General features: G+C 38.8%; 15 protein-coding genes and 7 pseudogenes. All 22 read right to left on the bottom strand.

Translation table 11 applies throughout. The features are described 5' to 3' along the window. Positions 1-131: 131 nt before the first annotated feature. Positions 132-764 carry an aminodeoxychorismate lyase gene (locus JCM21531_RS08935; RefSeq protein ID WP_038289145.1) on the bottom strand — a complete coding sequence of 211 codons (633 nt, stop codon included), beginning with the start codon at positions 762-764 and terminating at the stop codon, positions 132-134. Positions 765-795: 31 nt separating this feature from the next. After that, the gene (locus tag JCM21531_RS08930) at positions 796-1386 is read right to left on the bottom strand and encodes a DUF6115 domain-containing protein (protein WP_038289143.1); all 591 of its coding nucleotides are present in this window, start codon (positions 1384-1386) and stop codon (positions 796-798) included. Positions 1387-1438: 52 nt separating this feature from the next. Beyond that, entirely contained in the window at positions 1439-1732 is a 294-nt protein-coding gene (locus JCM21531_RS08925) for a hypothetical protein (protein ID WP_243467467.1), read from the bottom strand. Positions 1733-1756: 24 nt separating this feature from the next. Further along, positions 1757-3383: pseudogene (locus JCM21531_RS08920) on the bottom strand (flagellar assembly protein A). 35 nt (positions 3384-3418) lie between these two features. After that, positions 3419-4188: pseudogene (locus JCM21531_RS08915) on the bottom strand (FliA/WhiG family RNA polymerase sigma factor). Positions 4189-4243: 55 nt separating this feature from the next. Then, entirely contained in the window at positions 4244-4639 is a 396-nt protein-coding gene (locus JCM21531_RS08910) for a hypothetical protein (RefSeq protein ID WP_038289142.1), read from the bottom strand. Positions 4640-4653: 14 nt separating this feature from the next. Further along, positions 4654-5139, bottom strand: coding sequence for a chemotaxis protein CheD (locus JCM21531_RS08905; RefSeq protein WP_038289140.1), 486 nt, complete (start codon positions 5137-5139; stop codon positions 4654-4656). Beyond that, a pseudogene (locus JCM21531_RS08900) lies at positions 5139-5758 on the bottom strand (chemotaxis protein CheC). Before JCM21531_RS08900 ends, JCM21531_RS08905 begins: the two are co-directional and overlap by 1 nt. After that, on the bottom strand, positions 5758-6228 hold the full coding sequence (locus JCM21531_RS08895; protein ID WP_038289138.1) for a chemotaxis protein CheW: 471 nt from the start codon (positions 6226-6228) through the stop codon (positions 5758-5760). Before JCM21531_RS08895 ends, JCM21531_RS08900 begins: the two are co-directional and overlap by 1 nt. A 16-nt stretch (positions 6229-6244) precedes the next feature. Continuing rightward, a complete protein-coding gene (locus JCM21531_RS08890) occupies positions 6245-8311 on the bottom strand; it encodes a chemotaxis protein CheA (RefSeq protein WP_038289137.1) in 2067 nt (688 codons plus the stop codon). Next, positions 8311-9375 carry a protein-glutamate methylesterase/protein-glutamine glutaminase gene (locus JCM21531_RS08885; RefSeq protein ID WP_038289136.1) on the bottom strand — a complete coding sequence of 355 codons (1065 nt, stop codon included), beginning with the start codon at positions 9373-9375 and terminating at the stop codon, positions 8311-8313. Before JCM21531_RS08885 ends, JCM21531_RS08890 begins: the two co-directional genes overlap by 1 nt. A gap of 151 nt (positions 9376-9526) precedes the next feature. Continuing rightward, positions 9527-10057: a flagellar brake protein gene (locus JCM21531_RS08880; RefSeq protein ID WP_243467466.1), complete on the bottom strand. Its 531-nt coding sequence runs from the start codon at positions 10055-10057 to the stop codon at positions 9527-9529. A 40-nt stretch (positions 10058-10097) separates the two neighbouring features. Further along, positions 10098-11005, bottom strand: a pseudogene (locus JCM21531_RS24420) (MinD/ParA family protein). After that, positions 11006-12215 (bottom strand): annotated as a pseudogene (flhF, locus tag JCM21531_RS08870) (flagellar biosynthesis GTPase FlhF). A gap of 1 nt (position 12216) precedes the next feature. Then, positions 12217-14207: pseudogene (gene flhA / locus JCM21531_RS08865) on the bottom strand (flagellar biosynthesis protein FlhA). 78 nt (positions 14208-14285) lie between these two features. Beyond that, positions 14286-15464 (bottom strand): flagellar biosynthesis protein FlhB, encoded by a 1179-nt coding sequence (flhB, locus tag JCM21531_RS08860; RefSeq protein ID WP_038289135.1) that lies wholly within the window; start codon positions 15462-15464, stop codon positions 14286-14288. Beyond that, positions 15461-16246, bottom strand: coding sequence for a flagellar biosynthetic protein FliR (gene fliR, locus JCM21531_RS08855; RefSeq protein ID WP_038289133.1), 786 nt, complete (start codon positions 16244-16246; stop codon positions 15461-15463). The genes flhB and fliR overlap by 4 nt, the downstream gene beginning before the upstream one ends. A 33-nt stretch (positions 16247-16279) precedes the next feature. Further along, on the bottom strand, positions 16280-16549 hold the full coding sequence (gene fliQ / locus JCM21531_RS08850) for a flagellar biosynthesis protein FliQ (RefSeq protein WP_038289132.1): 270 nt from the start codon (positions 16547-16549) through the stop codon (positions 16280-16282). A 62-nt stretch (positions 16550-16611) separates the two neighbouring features. After that, positions 16612-17394 carry a flagellar type III secretion system pore protein FliP gene (gene fliP, locus JCM21531_RS08845; RefSeq protein ID WP_038289130.1) on the bottom strand — a complete coding sequence of 261 codons (783 nt, stop codon included), beginning with the start codon at positions 17392-17394 and terminating at the stop codon, positions 16612-16614. After that, the gene (locus JCM21531_RS08840) at positions 17384-17881 is read right to left on the bottom strand and encodes a flagellar biosynthetic protein FliO (protein WP_038289127.1); all 498 of its coding nucleotides are present in this window, start codon (positions 17879-17881) and stop codon (positions 17384-17386) included. Before JCM21531_RS08840 ends, fliP begins: the two co-directional genes overlap by 11 nt. Before the next feature lie 52 nt (positions 17882-17933). Further along, entirely contained in the window at positions 17934-18296 is a 363-nt protein-coding gene (locus JCM21531_RS08835; RefSeq protein WP_038289126.1) for a response regulator, read from the bottom strand. Positions 18297-18376: 80 nt separating this feature from the next. After that, positions 18377-19563, bottom strand: a pseudogene (gene fliY, locus JCM21531_RS08830) (flagellar motor switch phosphatase FliY).

Here is a 19563-nt window from a genome sequence, read left to right as displayed (position 1 = left end):
TTTCCCTTTCTTGATTATTGCCGAAAAACAATACTTTTACCCTTTAAATTTTGCTTCAAATAAAAAAGAGCTTAAATTTGTAAAGCTCTCTTTTTTCTTACCTTTCATAATTAACTTTGAATAATTAAAACCTATATTTTTTTCCTTTTGCAAATTATTCTTATTATAGTTTTGATATCCGTTCCTTCCTCAATAGTATATTCTCCAACCTGTATAAATCTCTGAAGATTCATGGCTCTAATTTCATTCACAAAGGAATCGGCATCGTCTATCAATCCCTTTTCAACAAGCTTTTTGGAAATAACATACGGATTATCTCCCGGGGCTATGGCTACTTGAACTTGCTTTTTTACAGTGTTCTCCAGTGCTGCTGTTGACTCAGCCTGTATGTTTTCCGTATTTCCAGAAGCTGCAGTTGCCCCGGCACCTTCAATATTCCCCGGAACTGCTGTTGACTCAGCCATAATATTTTCAGTACCCTCCGGAGCTGCAGTTGACTCTACATCAACACCTTCTGTATTCTCCGAATCTTCAGCCGGTCCAGCCTGCACACCTTCAGTATTAGCGGTCTCAGACTCCTTTTGCTCATCTTCCTTAATCATTTCGCTGCTTGAAACCATACCATACTGTCTAGCCCTTGCCATTATTTCCTCTTTGCTCATTTGAGGTTCCATTCCGGCGGAATAAATAATACCTGTCAGTGCTGTCAGCACCACGCCTATTCCGATACCCAATAGTATATTTTTAATGTGAAACTTTCTCATATAATCCCCCGCAAGTAAGAATGAACTGCTTTTATTTGTTTACACCAAGGATAAGTTGTATCTCACCCTTACCGATACTTAGCTTCTTTGCTATCTCAGTTTCATTAAGACCTTTTTGAGCCAATGCCAAAACCTCTTTATGCTTGCTGTTTATAGGTATAACTTTATCATCGGTTATGCCCTGCAATTTAATTTGATAAGGTTTGGCGGCACTTACAGGTGTTTCTTCAAACTTTATACTCTCAATACTGTCAACGACAAGATCAGATTTGCTCTCCGCAAAGGAATCCTCAGTATTGAAATCAAATCTCTCTTTTCCTGAGTCCATTGAAACATTGGTACACTCTTTAGTTAACTTTTCCAACCTCTCTTCGGCGTCTTTTATGAGGTCCAGTGTTTCTTTGTTCTTTTGCTCCACCTGAGAGATGACATAATCGGAAAACTTGTTTAGCTCTTCAACCATAAGGTCTGCATCTGTAATAATCTTTGCAAGTTCTTGCCTTTTTTCATCAATTCTTTTCTCATCGTCAATCGATTTCTTTTTGTCGTAGAGAATCAAAGCCAAAGATATAAGTATCAATAAAATCCCTATAAACATCATGCTTACATAAAAACCCGTCATCTCATCACTCCTTTATCTTTTGCTTGAGACTAAATTTACAACCTTATGTCTATTATGCTTGTTTGTTCTTCCAATTCTTTTTCTCCTTTAGTTCCGTACCTGGCTCTGTTTGGGTTTTTTTCTGCTTTTTTTCATCCTTCTTCTTTTCCTGTTCACTGTCGACTCTCACTTTTTCAGCATTTTCCCTTGAATGAACAATATTAACGTTTTCCTCAGTTTTTTGCCGCATTGTATTAGTTTGCTGCTCATTAACAACAATGTTTTTCTGCTGCTGATCATTTTGAATTTTTGATATCTCGGCTGTCTTTGGAATCATCACTTGAAAATCAATGGGTTTAATAGACATCCGGCATCACTTCCATACACTTTTTTATTTATCAATAGGTCCTACTCTTATATCGGCTCCGTCCCTATATAATGTACAGTATTGAAGGTCCTCCTTGACATACATCATGCTTGTCCCTATTGTAACCTTTGTTCCCGGATATATATGATCAAATACCCTGACTTTACCGTCAGCTTCCCTCTGGAGTTTTTGCTCCGTTATCACCAATTCCTCTTTTAATTGATTAAGCCTGTTTGAATAATAAATCTTTGTCCTAACGCTTTTGGCCATTAACTCTTGTTTTTCCGGGGACATTTTTCCCGTAGCTTCAAGCTTTTTCAGTATTGTTATAGCCTGATCCGTTTTAACCAGATCCTCTTCAATTTTACGAATTTCATCCCGAAGCTCTTTGTAATGTTCTTTGATTTGAGGATCAACACCCACTTCAACATCGGTGTGAGTAGCAAGATACGAGCCAATAACCTTTGCAGATATTTCTTTTCCCACCTTGCATTTTCCGCCTATCAAAAGGCCTTTTTCCGGAAAGCTCCAGTTTGTTTCCGCATTTCACGTTGCTGTGCATTATCGCTTCGGCCTTTATATCACCTTTTGCTTCAATAATACTGTTTTCTATATATTTTGCAATTATATCGCCGCCGCTTTTTAATAAGCCTTTTCCAAGCCCCTGCATTCCCCTTCTTAGAATAATGTCACCATCGGCTTTTATAACTGCAGCCTCTACCACACCCATTACCTCAACACTGCCTCCGGCTTCAACAATAAAACCGGATAAAACATTTCCTCTTATGATAACATTGCCCACAAAACTTATATTTCCGGTAGAGTTGTCAACATCTGCAGGAACTTCATAATTGGCAAAAACATTTACCTTTCCGTCCGTATAATTAACCTGTCCGTCTATGCCGGCAATTAGATTTTGCCCGTCTTCAGTTATTTCAACATTTTTTCCTTTGGGAAGCACAGCAGGTTTTCCATTTAAGGCCGGTACCTCAGTATCTTCCACCGTTCTACCCGGTGCACCCGGAAGCGGAGGAATCAGCGAACACAGAACCTGTCCTTTTCTTACACTTTCAATAAGGTTTAATTCTCTGAAGTCTACTCTTCCATCTTCAAGAACAGTAGGCTTTCTTTCTTTGTTCAAGTCAAAATGAAACTCCACTTTCCCATTCTGACCGTTTGTGGGAGGTGTACCCTCGGCAATTAATATTATCTCATTATATACTGGATATTTTGAAACACTCTCAAGGGTTGACTCGTTTATTCCGTACCGTACTCCGTTGTTTTTCAAAATCTCCATTATCTCTTCTTTGGTCAGCATTCTCCCGCCGTCAGGAGGTTTTATCACCATTGTTGCTTTCATCTTGTCTGCAGAAATGTTAACATTTATTGAAGCATCAAGTACTAACTCCTCCTGAGGTTCACCAATCTTCACAGGGGTATTTACCGCCTTTTGAACGGCATACTCGACCATTTCTTTATCATAGCTGATCTTTTTTTGCGCAAGCCTGCTTATTACATCGTTTACTTCAACCGCTTTTCCCTTACCTACCGGAGAATGCACTGTAAGATATACGCCATTTTCTTTATACTGGATTTCAAAAAAGCCGTTATTCACACTATCATAGGATGAACCATTCCTACTGTCTGGCATACCGGTTTCCCCCCTTTATCGATTATTATCTTTTGTTAATCGCTTAAAATACTTTTGTGACGTGCAAGTTTACCTCTAAGACGCAGAATTGCCTTTGTATGCAATTGAGAAATTCGTGACTCCGATACTTTCATTATCGCACTAATTTCTTTCAATGTCAAATCTTCAAAATAATACAAAGAAACCACCATCTTTTCTTTTTCAGGGAGCTTACCTATAGCATCCACTAGTATTTCTCTAAGCTCTGCCATTTCAATATAGCCTTCGGGTTTTTCTTCCCTGCTCTCCGGAGCAGTTGTAACACCTATCTCATAGTTTTGCTCCAAAAATTCCTCTAAAGATATCATCGAAGAAAGATTTACTTCACTCAAAAGCTTGTTCAATTCGTCAACACTTATTCCAAGTTTGTCCGCCACTTCTTTATCTGAAGCAGAACGTCCAAGTTCATTCTCCACTTCGGCATAAACCTTTTCCAGTTCTTTATTCTTCTGTCTTAAGGACTTGGCACCCAATCCAGCTCCCTTATACTGTCAATAATTGAGCCCCTGATCCTTAATGATGCATAGGTTTCAAACTTGACTCCCTTATTGATGTCAAACTTCTCAATAGCATCAATCAGGCCAAATATTCCATATCCAATCAAATCATCATATTCAACATTAGAACCGAAGTATATACTCAGTCTCCCTGCAATATATTTGACAATGTTCGAATACTCAATAATGAGCTGTTCCTTAATAGCAGGGTTCTTAGTATCGGTGTACTGTCTCCATAATTCCAGTTGTTTATTGCTTGCGGATGACATATTAATCCCCCATTACCCATTTATTTTATTTATATATATAATAAAATTTTGAAACTTATTGCTTATTATCTTTAATAGTGACACGGCTTACTTCAAGAGGCGTAAATTCCTCGTCATAAAGTTGATCGCTTTCAACTTTTTCATTATTCCAGTCACCGGATTCGCCTCCTACTCTATAATCAATCCCATGACTTTTGTCATGTTCCTTTTTGCCCATGTTTGTATGTTCGGCTGTATTTTGAACTTCCTGTTCATTCTTTTCCTTTACTTCTTCATAAATATTGGTTACAAATCTCCTCAAGAACACACCGATAGCGAAAAAGAGAATCATACCGGCCGTCATTCTGACACATATTGCCTTTAAGTCAAAGCCATTTCCATAACTTATTATTCCCACTACAATCGATGCAGAAGCACCCATAATAAACGGCATTTTGCTGATATAGTCCATTTGTCAATCCTCTCTCATATTTGTTTAATTCCATATCCTATGGTTCTAATCAATAGCATACCGCTGTCCGAGTCAAGCTCAACAGTGCGACCGTAATTACCTCCGGTATCCTCAGATATTATGGGAATGTTGAGGCTCTCCAACTTCTTCCTTGCCGCTTCTACATTTCTATGGCCAATGCGCATTAATTCCGCTCCTTGAGTAAAAACAAACATTTGCGCTCCTCCGGCCAATTTTGCTACAATTTTCTTCTTTACCGCTCCAAGATTCAGCATTTCTTCCACAAGGAGGTCGATAGCAGTATCAACAAACTTTGCGGCATTAGTTTTATTTTTTACTTGCGTGCTGTCGGGAAGCATGGCATGGGCCAGTCCCACTACTTTCGTAGTCCTGTCAAAAAGCGCTATACCCACACATGATCCGAGCCCCAGAGTTGTTAATATCGCAGGATGATGCGATGCTTTTAAATCAGCCATCCCAACTTTTATAATATTTTCCATCAATCAGCGACTCCTAAAGCTTTTAATAGTACTTCATAAGAATCAATATCAGGAACCAGAAAAAGTTTCCCACAACTTTTGTACTGCCTTCATTGAATTCTGTTTCAATAAACAAAACCGAATCTCCAATTTTTCCAAATTCAATTGCGGGAACACTTATTATTGCCCCTGCCATATCAATTGCAAGTTCAGGTACTGACGGCAAAATGATAAGATTGGTCAGCGTAGATAGTGCCGACAGGTATGAGCCTGCAAGAATATTGCCTATTTCTTTTAATGCTGAAACCTGAATCTCATCAAAGTTAACAACTTCGTCTAAAGGTTTTCCCATTAAGATATTAATCAAAACACAAGCAGCCTTATCTTCCAGAATGAACATTATACTGCCACTTATGTCGCCAGTAACACTTAAAAGTAAGCCAACCACCGGAATTTCTGCCCCGCCAAGAATATCACTCACTTCTTGAAATTGAAGAACTCTTACTTGAGGTACATCCATATTAACTCTTTTATTAAGGATTTTTGCCAAAGCAGTAGCAGCATTTCCGGAGCCAATATTTCCCATTTCCCTCAAGACATCAATTTGAATTTTGTCAAGATTATCAAAATTTACACTCATTACTCAAAATCTCCTTGTTCATCTTCTTCACCAATATCCGTAAGCTTTTCAAGATTCAATAGAGTGACAATCCTGTCATCCACCTTGCCCACACCATATATATAATCCATTGACAAATCATTGGCAAAGCTGGATACATTCTCAATGGACTCCTCTGTCAAATTCAGCACTTCATCGACCTCATCCACAATTATTCCAAAGGTGATATCGTCAAACTTCAAGATAATAATCCTAGTCTCATCGGTTTCTTCAACCGGAGGCAATCCGAATTTTTTTCTTAAGTCCATTACAGGAATTATTTCTCCTCTTAGGTTTATTACACCCTTTATATATTCAGGAGTTTTCGGTACCCTTGCAGCCGGCATCATTCTTTCAATAGTTGTAACTTTTTGAATGTCCAGTCCGTAGTCTTCCTTTCCCAGCTTGAAGACAACATATTGCTTGCTTTCTGAGTTAGCTCTTTGCTCCATTTCCTTCAACTCCCTTCTATACGGCTAGTAAGTTAACATCCAGTATCAGTGCTACATTTCCGTCTCCAAGGATGGTGGCACCGGCAATCCATTTAACACCTGAAAGAAGTTTGCCCAGTGATTTTATAACTATTTCCTGTTGTCCTATCAGCGAGTCTACCAGAAAACCGGAAAGCTTTTCTCCTTTTTTTACAATAACCACTGTCATGTCTTTCTTTGTTCTTTCAACCTCAGGAACCTCCAGGATTTTGTCAAGCCTTACAATCGGCACAACTGTGTTCCTTAGCAAGAACACTTCCTGCTTTTGAACCATTTTTATCTGTTCAGGAGTTATTTTGATTATTTCCTTGGTACTGCTTAGAGGTATTGCATATTTTTCGTTTCCGACCATAACCAATAGCGCCTGTATTATTGCAAGAGTAAGTGGAAGTCTTATTATAAACTTGCTTCCTTTTCCCGCCTCCGTTTCAACCTCAACAACGCCTCCAAGCTGTTCTATCTTGGTCTTTACCACATCAAGCCCTACCCCTCTTCCGGATATATTTGTAATGCTATCCGATGTACTGAAGGACGGCTTAAACAAAAAGTCAATAATATCCTTCTGCGACAAAGTATTGGCAATTTCTTTCTTTACAAGACCTCTTTCTATGGCCTTATTTTTTACCTTCTCAACATTTATACCCTGTCCGTCATCCTCAACTTCAATTACAACATTGTCTCCATCCTGATAAGCCCGCAAATTTATATGACCAACAGCAGACTTACCCATCTCGAGCCTTTTCTCCTTCGATTCGATTCCGTGGTCCGCCGAGTTCCTAAGCAAATGAATAAGGGGATCTCCTATCTCGTCAATAACCGTTCTGTCAAGTTCAGTCTCCACACCCGACATATTGAGTTGAATCTCTTTCCCAAGCTCCCTCGCAGTATCCCTTATCATTCTCGGGAACCGGTTGAATACCATCTCAACAGGCACCATTCTAACCTTCATTACTGCATCATTAAGACTTGTTGTTATGCGCTCTAAGTATTCAATTGTTTCATTATAGGTTTGAGTATTCTCACTTCCATTAAGACCGGCAAGTCTGGTTTTAATGATAATAAGCTCACTAACCAGATTCATCAATACATCAAGCCTGTCAATGTCAACCCTGACGGTTTTGCCGGTTTTTGTCTTATGGGCTTGAGATACAGTATTAGATTCGCTTTTCTCTTCCTGTGCCTGAGCCTCTTCCCCTTCTGTTTGAGTATCAGCCTCATTGGAATCGCTCTCGTTTTGAGCCGCAGAATTCTTTATTTCTGCAGTTTCCACCGGAACTATTATTACTTCATCAACCTCGGCAATTCCGTTAATGTCCCTTTGAAACACTTCTGCGCTTTCTTTCGATACGCACACCACTGTAAACTCAAAGTCAAATTTTTCGTCTTCAATGTCTTCAACTTTCGGCTCGGACTTAATAATTTCGCCATATTTTTCTAGCGTCTGGAATATAATAAATGCCCTGGCCGACTTCAAAACACAGCCTTTATTCAGCACAACTGTAATCTTGAAGACATTCATATTCATCTCTATTGCCTTGTTTGCAACATTCTGTTCATACTGATTAAGTTTAATGCCTGAAGTTGGATGCTGATTCTGTTCTTTCAAAGGTTCCGAAGAATCTGCAGTTTTTTTGCCGGATGAAGCCGTCTCCTCGGAGGATTTCATTTGAATAGTATCATTCAACTCCTTAATGATTTCATTATATTCGTTACTGCCCTCGCTTCCGCTGTTTACAATATTGTCGGTGTAGTTTTCAAGAGCATCGAGACACTTAAACAGCAAATCCACAAGTTTTGAAGTTGCTTTTATTTGATTGTTTCTTAATGCCTGCAAAACATTCTCCATATCGTGGGTCAGCTTTGCCATTTTAGTAAATCCCATTGTACCGGACATGCCCTTTAGCGTATGAGCTACCCTGAATATTTCATTCAAGACCGATGTATCTTCCGGATTCTGTTCTAATTGAAGCAACGATTGGTTCAAACTTTGCAAGTGCTCTTTTGTTTCGTCAATAAAAATCTCGAGGTATTGACTCATGTCCATTATTCATGCACCCCCACTATTTTCATAATCTCATTCGCTATTTCTTTCAGCGGTACAACTACATCTACTGCTCCTGTGCTAATTGCGACCCTTGGCATCCCAAATACAACGCATGAGCTTTCATCCTGTGCAATTATATGTGCCTTGTTCACACTCTTCAGCTTTCTGATGCCTTCACTTCCGTCTCGTCCCATTCCCGTCATTATCACGGCGACAATGTTTTTAAATCCTGTATCGGATACCGACTCCATCATTACATCAACTGAGGGTCTGTGGCCTCCTAACGGAGGATCCTTTGAAAGTTTTATTTTAAACAAATCATTGCCTTTCTTTTCAAGAAGCATATGGAAGTCTCCGGGGGCAATGTATACATGAGAGTTTTCCAAAATCTCATTATCCTCAGCCTCTTTTACCTTCACATTGCTTATTGAGTCCAGCCGCTCCGCCAAGGACTTTGTAAATCCTCCGGGCATATGCTGCACTATTAAAAAAGCAGCATCTACATTTGCCGGGAACAGCGGCAAAACATCCTGAAGCGCCCTCGGTCCGCCGGTAGAAGTACCGATAACCACAAGATTTTGAATTTTGCTTTTGGTTGTATCGACTTTTATTACATTTCCTGTTTTCTTTTTGTCGCACTGAAGGCATTTATAGTTTTTGGCAATTTTCACTTTTTCAATTATCTCATTCTTTATTCTTTCCTCTTTCATATCAAAAATATTTTCAGGCTTTGCAACAAAGTCCATTGCTCCTTCCGCGAGAGCCTGAATAGTTGCCTCAGCACCCTCTTTTGTAATACTGCTCAGCATAATGACCGGAATACGCATAGTTTCATTTAGTTTTCTCAAACACTCAAGGCCATCCATAATCGGCATTTTCAAGTCCAGAGTGATAACATCAGGTTTTAACTTCTGCGCCTTTTCAATGGCTTCAAGACCATTTTTTGCAGTATCGATAACTTTGATTTCCTCATCACTGTTTAGAATATCCGATATTACTTTTCTCATGAATGCCGAATCATCAACCACTAAAACCGTAATTTTTTGCTTCAAATTCCAAATCATAATGCAATATCAACCCTTTTTTATAAGTCTTCTTTGTTCTTGAAATATATAGCTTATAATTCTTTCTCGGTCTTTTTTCTCAATATCTTCAAACAAGACTCCTATTTCGTATTTATAAACATCATTTTGTATTCATACTCTGTCAGCCGGACTACTCTTCCAAAAAGTTTACCTTATTAAAATCATTGAGTGACAGTTCGCATTCCAGCAACTCTCCGGTCTCAATTCTTTCCTTGAGCCGGATACAAACTCCGCCTCCGCTTAAATCTCTGGTATAAGATTTTGTAAATCTTTTTTTAGAACCGTCGATTTCTTTCTGTCCTGCTATTCTGTAACCTACAGGGATTGAACAATCAAACCTGAAAAACTCCCGTCTTTGTATCTTTCGTATCTCCGATGTTATTTCAACTCTCAGAAGACTTATATTATGTCTAACTTCTCTGCCGATAACCTCTCCTTTAACTTCATAAAGGTTGTCGTTTTTTATAAATACCATATCTACACTTTCACCAACGATGACGGGATAGATTCTACCGTTCTTTATCGGAGCTGCAATGTATATTATCTTGTCGTTTTCAGCCCATTCAAATTCGCTAACAAAGACAGAATTGCCTCTTTTTTCATCCAAACTGTTAAGTTTTAATTCAAGCTTAAGCCCTACGCCCAATTCGTTAAACCTCATATTCTACCTCCGTACAAGTACTCCTGATACAGACTGCTAATTAAGTATTCATAAGGTTTACAAGTCTTCTCACAAAGCTTCTTATTCCACTTTCCTGCCGATTTGATATATCTGCACTTCCTTCTATCAGTCTTCTTGAAATTTCCTTAATCTGCTTTGTGGCATCACTTTTAGGGAAGCTCAAAGAAAACGGCTGCTGCATTTTCACTGCCTTTATTACCGATTCATCCTGGGGAACAAATCCCAGCGGATAAAGCTTCATTGCAAGAAATTTTTCTGCCACCATCGAAAGTCTGTTTAGTATGTCTCTTGCTTCATTTGCATTTTCCGCTCTGTTGACAACAACTTTTATTATCTTATTATTTTCCCTGTTCGATATCATCTTTATGAGCGCATAAGCATCAGTAATGGAAGTAGGTTCGGGAGTAGTTACAAGAAATACCTCGTCGGCCGCCATCACAAACTCATCACACTCTCTGACAGCCCTGCTCCCGTGTCAATCAGTATAACGTCCGATAGTTTGTCTAAAAGGGATATATTGTTGACAAACTTCTCAATCTGCGGGCCATCAAGCTTTACCAGGTCTTCCACACCCGAACCGCCGGACATAAACTTTATATTTTTAGGCCCGTCTGTCAAAACCTCAAGTATATTTTTCTTGTCATACAAAACATCCACCAGTGTATATTTGGGCACAATTCCTAAAAGGATATCGATATTTGCCAAACCAAAATCCGCATCTAAAATTGTTACTCGCCTGCCAAGCTCACTTAAAGCTATGGCTAGATTTACTGTGATATTGGTCTTGCCTACACCGCCTTTTCCACTGGTTACAGTAATGACTTTAGCGGCTTTGTCCCTGACGCCCAAGGGATTGTTTGAATCTACAGCATTTCTCAATTTTAAGTTATCTATAATTTGTCTGAGTTTTTCTGCTTGATCCATCATCTATGAAATGCTCCCTAACAGATTTTTTGTTATCATGTCAACATTTGCAAGCTCAATATCATCCGGTACACTTTGTCCGGTTGTAACAAACGATAAATCCCTATTGGTCAGGCGTCTTGAATTTAGTATGAGCCAAAAGATGTACTTTCATCCAGTTTTGTGAATATAAGTTTGTAGTTTTCCAAAAAGCTATAGTGTTCCAGGATTTCTCTGCAGTTTCTCATACCTGTTGTGGTACTTAACACAAGGAAGATTTCATCGGCACGGGTTGCCTTTACCAACGTCTTTAGCTCATCAAAATGATCTTTGTTTTTGTAACTTCTTCCTGCAGTATCGATAAGTATCAAATCTTTATCGCTGTATTCGTTTATGGCTTCTTGAATTTCATTAACCGAATATATAACTTTAAGAGGCATTCCCAGTATCTCTGCGTAAGTCTTAAGCTGTTCCACCGCCGCAATACGATATGTGTCGGCAGTAATCAAACCAACATTTTTATTTTGATTTAATGAATAGTTTGCAGCAATCTTTGCTAAAGTTGTGGTTTTTCCCACACCGGTAGGTCCCACAAGCATTATCACTGTCGGTTTGCCGTCATCCCTAAGTTTTATGGCTGAAGGTTTGCCAATCATTTCCGAAATCAGGTTATAGAGTATCGATGCAGTTTCATTTACACTTACATTTTCCTTTATCTTTCCCCGTACAACGCCAATAAGCTGTTTTACTATCTCCATATCCACTTCATTTTTCACCAGATTGTTGTAAAACAGGTCAAGAACCTTAGACTGCGACTGCCCGTTTGTATCATTTGCAGCAGCACTCAGTTTATTAGTAGGATGTTGGATTTGCTCATAAATTTTATTAAGTGTCTCTTCAATACCAATTATTTTATTCTCTAACAGATGGATTTTTTCCTCTTTTTCGTCCAATTTACTTTTTGGACTCTCATTATAATGCAAATTATTGTTTCCTGGGGAATCATAACCTCTTTCGTTTCTTCCCCTACTTTCATAAGCCGTCCTTTTGGCACTTGCTCCATAATTGTCATCCACGGAAGCCAGAACCTCAACCAAAGGCTTTGAAATATTTTCAAAAGACCCTTCTGCCGTATCTTTCTGGTATTCAATATCACTGCATCATTACCGAGATCCATTTTCACTTTTAATAGAGCTTCATGGGTATCTTTCCCAATATACCGTCTTATTTTCATTTTATACGCTCACCGTCCCTATTGACTGAACCTCGACCCCTGGGTCAAGCTCATTGTATGATAACACTATCAATCCTGGTATAGACTGTTCCGACAATCTTCTAAAATACAGTCTTACAAAGGGTGATGCAAGAACTATGGGTTGCTGGCCCAACTGCACCAATTTCTGAACTTGTCTTGACAGATTGTTTAAAATTGAATTTATCATACCCGGTTCCAAAGTAAGATAAGAACCTTGCTCCGTTTTTTGAACAGAATCCATTATTATCTGTTCAAGCTTTGGATCTAAAGTTATAACCGTAGACTTTTTATCTTTGATAACTTTTTCGAAATTGCCCTTCCAAGAGCTTGTCTTACATATTCGGTCAGCATATCGGTGTCATGAGTGGTTGGCGCATAATCTGCAAGTGTTTCCAGTATTGTTACAATATCCCTTACCGATACACCTTCTTTTAATAAATTTGCAATTACCTTCTGAATTTCTCCGATTGTCATTACCTTTGGAACAAGCTCTTCTACTATAGCAGGATAGTTTTCTTTCACCTTGTCGATAATTGTCTGAATTTCCTGTCTTCCTGTAAGTTCATGGGCATGGGCTTTAATTACTTCAGTCAAATGAGTTGCTATTATTGACGGCGGATCAACTACAGTGTATCCAAGCATCTCAGCCTTATCCCTTTGAGCTTCGGTTATCCACACTGCAGGTAGCCAAATGCCGGTTCTGTCGTCTTAATTCCGTCTATCTCCTCTTCCACAAAGCCCGGACTCATTGCAAGATAGTGGTCAAGCATTAATTCGCCGCCGGATACCTCAACTCCTTTTATTTTTATTATATATTCATTGGGACTTAGCTGTATATTGTCTCTAAGCCTTATTATAGGAACTATCATTCCCAGTTCCAAGGCAAGCTGCCTTCTAATCATAACAACTCTGTCCAAAAGGTCTCCGCCTTGGTTTACATCTGCCAGAGGTATGATACCGTAACCAAACTCCAGCTCTATAGGATCAACCTGAAGCAAATTCACCACATTCTCAGGTTTTCTGATTTCCTCAACCTCATTTTGCTCAATCTGTATTTCTTCCTGCTTTTCAACTTCGACACTGTGCTTTCTAAGCTGCAATCCTATTATCATAAATAAAGCTGCCAGTGCCAAAAAAGGCAGTGTTGCCAAAGGTATTGACAGCAATACGCAGAAGCCTGCCGAAATAAAGAATACTTTGGGATTGTAAATTATCTGTTTTTTCAAATCGTTAGTTATGCCGTCGTCAGAAGTGGATTTGGTAACTATAAGTCCGGTTGCTACCGATATAAGCAGTGCAGGTACCTGGCTAACCAGTCCGTCACCTATGGTAAGTATTGCATAACTTTGCAGGGCCGTACCTATTTCTTCATTTCTCATTACAACTCCGATAATTATTCCGCCCACAATGTTTATGATGGTTATTATAAGGCCTGCAATGGCATCTCCCTTTACAAACTTGGTAGCACCGTCCATCGCTCCATAGAAATCGGATTCTCTCTGAATCTTTTTTCTTCTCTCCCGGGCTTCCGCCTCACTTATAAGTCCAGCGTTCAAGTCGGCATCTATTGCCATCTGCTTACCCGGCATTGCATCAAGGTAAATCTTGCAGCAACTTCAGAAACTCTCTCGGTACCCTTTGTTATGACAAGGAACTGAACAATGGTAATGATAAGAAAGATTACGGCACCTACCACAAGGTTTCCCTGGGCAACAAAGTCTCCGAATCCTTGAATAACCTGCCTGCCTCTCCCTGTGAAAGTATCAATGTTGTCGACTTGATGTTTAATGCCATGCGGTATAGTGTGGTAAAAAGCAGTAAGGATGGAAATACCGATAGTTGAAGCGGCTCTTTTGAGTAAACAACATTAAGGAGAATAACAATTGCCAACGATATATTAAGTGCAAGAAGAACGTCTAAAATTCCGCTGGGAACAGGCAAGATGATTACCAGTACAACAGCAACAAACATAACCGCTACAGAAATATCTCCAAGTTTAGCCTTCACAACATTTCACCCCTTATGTGCAACGTTAGTTACCAATAGATGTTATTTATTAATTTTTTCCTTCAAACTATATACAAAGGCAAGAACCTCGGCTACTGCCTGGTACAGCTCCGGAGGTATTTTGCCGCCTATTTCGACAGTATTGTAAAGTGTTCTTGCTAGAGGTTTGTTTTCTACAATTTCCACTTTATTCTCTTTTGCAATTTCCTTAATTCTTAATGCTATATAATCCTGCCCCTTTGCCACAACAATGGGAGCATCAGCTTTCTCTGGGTCGTATTTAATTGCTACCGCATAATGCGTCGGGTTTGTTATAACCACGTCGGCTTTCGGGATATCCTGGAGCATTCTCCTCATTGACATCTGTCTTTGCTTTTGCCTTATTTTTGACTTGATTTCAGGATTTCCTTCCACCTCTTTATTCTCTTCCTTAATTTCCTGTTTTGACATTCTAAGACTCTTCTCGTATTCCCACCACTGGTACCCATAGTCGGCAACTCCTATTACAACCAGAGCAATACACATTCTTATTGCCGCATTTGTGATTGTAGAACCGAGAAATGCTGCTGTGCTGACTACATCCACATCCATCATGCTCAATACATTTATCGCTTCACCCTTGATGTACACATATCCTATATAAGCAACTATTGCAATTTTTATAATCGACTTTAAAAGTTCTACCAAGGATTTTGGTGAGAAAATCCTCTTGAGTCCTTTTAAGGGATCAATCCTGCTGAACTTTATCCCCAGTGTCTTGGTAGTAAATAAAAATCCTACCTGGGCGTATGCGGATACAACACCTGCAACCAGCACCACCACAAGAACCGGAGCTGCTATTATCAAATAAGTAATCAATGTCTCACTGTAAACATCCATCAAGCCATCAATTGTAAACAAGCCATCCTTTGTCGGATAGAGAGTTATAGCCACTTTTAAGCACTTTAAAATCTCTTCATATATACGCTGTCCAAAAATCCTTAATGTTACAAAGGCACTCAAAAGAACTATTGCCGAATTCAGCTCCCTGCTCTGAAGTACCTGTCCTTCTTCTCTTGCCTTTGACCTCTTTCTTGGAGTGGCCTTTTCAGTCTTGTCGCCATTGTCCGCAAAAAGCTGTAAGTTTGCCTTTATTCTTACAGTACTTTTTTGATGGCTTTTGCTGTCCTTATTTTCCATTAAATTTGATAATATCTCCATTAGAAAACACTTTAGATTCATTTTGGTGCCATATCCTTAAGAAAAATGTGCATTTCATTGTCTATGCCCATTATAAGGCTTTCAACAAGATGTACAAACATCGGTATCGTTATAACCATCACAGCCAATCCTAAAATAATCTTAAGCGGCATTCCTACCATAAATACATTAAGCTGCGGTACCGTCTTTGATATAATTCCCAGTGCCACCTCACTTATCATAATTGATACGGTAATGGGCGCACTGATTTTGAAAGCTATCAGAAATATGTTTCCAAAAACTCTTATTATGTCGTTTACAATATCCTCTCCAAATACGCCGGCTCCTACAGGTATATAATTGTAACTGGCAAACAGTGCTCTAATTAATATATGATGACCTCTGCACATCAGAAAAACAAGCATGCACATTAGGAAATAAAAAGTTGACGTAATAGATACCTGTGTACTGCTTACCGGGTCAATAACATTTACCACCCCAAAGCCAATTTGCATGTCTATAAACTGTCCTGCAACATAAATAGCTGTAAAAACCAGATACGATACATAACCTAAGGTAATTCCCACCACGAACTCTTTCAAAACAAGAACAAAATATTCATAAATATTGCTAAAATAAAGCTCCTGAACCTTAATGGTGTTTACAAGTATTAATGCCAGCATGAATGAAAAACCGATTTTCAAATACGCCGGTATGTTCCTTGTCCCAAAAATGGGAGCTATTACAAACAGACCTGTCATTCTAACGAATATTAACATAAATACTTCTATATCAACATGCAAAACTCCTTCTAGAGCAAACAATTTATTGTCCTCCAATTTATTATGAACTTAAGTTTATCTAATGTAGTGATTTATGTTCATGTAAATCGTCTGGGTAAATTCAATCAGCACTCTCAGCATCCATGGACCAAAAATAGCTATTGCTCCAAGGACTGCCAGTATTTTAGGTATAAAGGTAAGGGTCTGCTCCTGAATCTGGGTCGTGGCCTGAAAAATACTTATTGCAAGTCCTACAATCAAGCTAAGCCCGAGCATTGGCGCAGATACATATAAAACTGTCATAATTGCCTTCTGTGCCAATTCCATTACCATTCCCTGTTCCATAAAACTTTCCCCCTGCCGTCACTTTTTTTGGAAAACAGTGTATAAATCAATACATAAGCCATTTACGTAACAAAACTGTTTACTATCATCTGTGTCAAAAGATTCCATCCTCCCACCATGATGAAAAGCAAAATCTTAAAAGGAAGGGATATCATTACAGGAGGAAGCATCATCATACCCATAGACATAAGGGTACTTGAAACCACCATATCAATTACCAAAAAAGGAATATATATTAAAAATCCTATTTTAAAAGCTACTGTCAGCTCACTTATTAGAAATGCCGGAATAATTATTGTTAACGGAAGTTTGGGAATATCTTCTTCTTTTATGGGTGTTTCCATACCGGACAGCGATACGAAAAGACCAAGGTCATTTTTCGATGTATGTTTCAACATAAACCTTTTAATAATGTCTGAAGACCTCTCCAGCGCAACTTCCTGAGTAATTTCCTGATTTGAATAAGGTTTGAAAGCAGTATCATTTATCTCTGTCAATACAGGTCTCATGATAAACAGGGTTAAAAACAAAGCTAGCCCAATCAATACTTGATTCGGCGGCATTTGTTGCGTTCCAATCGCATTTCTGAAAAAGGAAAGCACAATAATTATTCTGACAAAACTTGTCATCATAATTAATATCGATGGAGCCAATGTCAAAACTGTCAAAAGCACAATTATCTGAATAGTGGTTGAAACATCCTGGGGATCATCGGAAGATTCCACCGTAAAGCCTAGTTTTGGCAGAGCTATTGTGTCAGGCTCTGCATAAACGCTTGATGTTATTAACATAAATACCGATATTATCAATAAAGCAATCCCAAGATATTTTAGCCTAGTTTTCATTGGTATATTCCTCTCCATCTACTGTCTTGTAACTTGCAATATTTGCTGTAATTTTTCTCAAGCGGTTCAGATTTGAATTAAATACCGGTGAATTTCCGGTTTTGCCCCTCTCACCACTTTCCGATTTGAAAAAAGATGTACCTTCCCGATTCTTTGAAAAGCCCTGAACATATTTATTGAAAAATTCTTTGAAATTAAAGCTATTATCACTCTCTTCCGTTTCATCGGAAGAATACTCATCCAATTGTACCTTGGTCAAAATTTGGACATTTTTCCCGCAAGTCGATATTAACACAAACTCCTCTCCTGCTTTTACAAGGTGCAGCTTACTGTCAAGCCCAAGATTGACCGTTTCAATTACTTTTATATATTTTCCTTTAATAATCCCGTTTGTTTTGGCTCCAATAAATTTTGTAGTAACATATGCCAAAAAGAGTACAGAACCAAAAACAATAGTAAACATAACAGCACTAATAAAAGTCTGCATATTATACTCCCTTTCCCAAGGTTGCCGTCTCTATGTTTTTAATTAGCAGAAACTATCCGAGAACTTTTTTAACTGCCTCAACCACTCTTTCAGCCTGGAAAGGTTTTACTATAAAGTCCCTTGCCCCTGCCTGAATGGACTCAATAACCATAGCCTGCTGCCCCATAGCAGAACACATAATAATTTTGGAATCGGAATTGATTTTTTTGATTTCCCTTACAGCTGCTATACCGTCTACTTCAGGCATAGTAATATCCATAATTACCAAATCAGGATTCAGTTCCTTATACTTGTCAATTGCCCGGGCTCCGTTTTCTGCTTCTCCTGCAACCTCATACCCGTTTTTTGTGAGAATGTCTTTTATCATCATTCTCATAAACGCAGCATCGTCGACTATAAGAATCCTTTTTCCCATTGTTACCCTCTCCTTAAATTATAGTCTATTCCATTGCCAAACTGATAAAAATGAAAACATAATTTAATAACTTAATTCATCTAAAGTCTTTTGGACGGATGAAGTATATCTGTAATCCTGACTCCAAAACTCTCATCTATAACCACAACTTCTCCTGTGGCAATTACTTTTCCGTTTACCAAAATATCCACAGGTTCCCCGGCAAGCTTGTCAAGTTCAATTATTGAACCCGGGCTGAATTCCAAAATATCTTTAATGAGTTTATTGGTTCGTCCAAGCTCAACTGTGACCTGAAGCGGTACATCCATAATAAGTCCGATATTCTTCTTATCAATCGAGATTCTCGAACCGTCATCAAAGGCCTCAAACTGTGCAGGCTGTACATTTATCGGGTTGCGATAAGCCTCGTTCTGCCGTGCCGGTTGCTCATACGGCTGGTAATACTGCTGATACTGTTGCTGAGGAGGTTGCTGATACTGCTGAGGCGGTTGCTGGTACTGTTGCTGCTGTACTTGATAATTCTGCTCACTTTGCTGTTCGGGAACAGGTGTATGAACAGCTGATGCTGCCACCTCTTCAATCACTTGTTCATCAATGTCTTTTGAATTCATAATATTATTAACCATTTTTCTTGCAAATCGATAGGAAGAAGCTGCATAATTTGACTGTCAATTAATTCTCCGATAACCATTTTAAATGCAACCCTTACTATCTTTTCATCCCTTGGAAATTCAGTCTCGGGAACAGCATCGTTTAAAGTCATGGGAAATGCTTTCGGCGGTGAAATATCTATCTTCTTGTTAAACATTGAAGACATTGAGGTAGCTGCAGAACCAATCATCTGATTCATGGCTTCACTGATTGCACTTAAGTGCAAATCCGTTAATTCACCATCTTTATTGCTACCGTCTCCGCCCATCATTAAATCGGTAATCACCTTTGCATCATCTTCCTTTAGAAGAAGAAGGTTCATACCGTCAAGTCCTTCAGTATATTCTACTTTCACAGCCACATAAGAACTTTGGTACTCACCTGCCAATTCATCCCATGAACATATCGTTACCTTGGGAGTTGTTATGACCACTCTTTGACCTAACAGCGAATTAAGAGTAGTAGCAGAAGTACCCATGCTTATGTTGCCTATTTCACCCAATGCATCAATTTCCTGATTCGTAAGGTCATCACCTTTATTGTTTTCTTTATCCACCTCTGATGAGCCGCCATTTAACAAAGCATCTATTTCAGCCTGAGACAACATATCCTCCAT

Origin of the sequence: Acetivibrio straminisolvens JCM 21531 (assembly GCF_000521465.1) — a bacterium.
GTDB lineage: Bacteria > Bacillota > Clostridia > Acetivibrionales > Acetivibrionaceae > Hungateiclostridium > Hungateiclostridium straminisolvens.
This window is presented reverse-complemented; position numbering and strand designations above follow the sequence as displayed.

Bases quoted from the DNA above. Each gene is read 5' to 3' on its own strand.
- JCM21531_RS08935 (WP_038289145.1), bottom strand. From the start codon at position 764: ATGAGAAAGTTTCACATTAAAAATATACTATTGGGTATCGGAATAGGC.
- JCM21531_RS08895 (WP_038289138.1), bottom strand. From the start codon at position 6,228: ATGGAGCAAAGAGCTAACTCAGAAAGCAAGCAATATGTTGTCTTCAAG.
- JCM21531_RS08835 (WP_038289126.1), bottom strand. From the start codon at position 18,296: ATGGGAAAAAGGATTCTTATAGTCGACGATGCTGCGTTTATGAGAATG.
- JCM21531_RS08905 (WP_038289140.1), bottom strand. From the start codon at position 5,139: ATGGAAAATATTATAAAAGTTGGGATGGCTGATTTAAAAGCATCGCAT.
- fliP (WP_038289130.1), bottom strand. From the start codon at position 17,394: ATGAAAACTAGGCTAAAATATCTTGGGATTGCTTTATTGATAATATCG.
- JCM21531_RS08925 (WP_243467467.1), bottom strand. From the start codon at position 1,732: ATGTCTATTAAACCCATTGATTTTCAAGTGATGATTCCAAAGACAGCC.
- JCM21531_RS08910 (WP_038289142.1), bottom strand. From the start codon at position 4,639: ATGGACTATATCAGCAAAATGCCGTTTATTATGGGTGCTTCTGCATCG.
- JCM21531_RS08890 (WP_038289137.1), bottom strand. From the start codon at position 8,311: ATGGACATGAGTCAATACCTCGAGATTTTTATTGACGAAACAAAAGAG.
- JCM21531_RS08930 (WP_038289143.1), bottom strand. From the start codon at position 1,386: ATGACGGGTTTTTATGTAAGCATGATGTTTATAGGGATTTTATTGATA.
- JCM21531_RS08885 (WP_038289136.1), bottom strand. From the start codon at position 9,375: ATGATTTGGAATTTGAAGCAAAAAATTACGGTTTTAGTGGTTGATGAT.
- JCM21531_RS08880 (WP_243467466.1), bottom strand. From the start codon at position 10,057: ATGAGGTTTAACGAATTGGGCGTAGGGCTTAAGCTTGAATTAAAACTT.
- fliQ (WP_038289132.1), bottom strand. From the start codon at position 16,549: ATGGAACAGGGAATGGTAATGGAATTGGCACAGAAGGCAATTATGACA.
- JCM21531_RS08840 (WP_038289127.1), bottom strand. From the start codon at position 17,881: ATGCAGACTTTTATTAGTGCTGTTATGTTTACTATTGTTTTTGGTTCT.
- flhB (WP_038289135.1), bottom strand. From the start codon at position 15,464: ATGAATCTAAAGTGTTTTCTAATGGAGATATTATCAAATTTAATGGAA.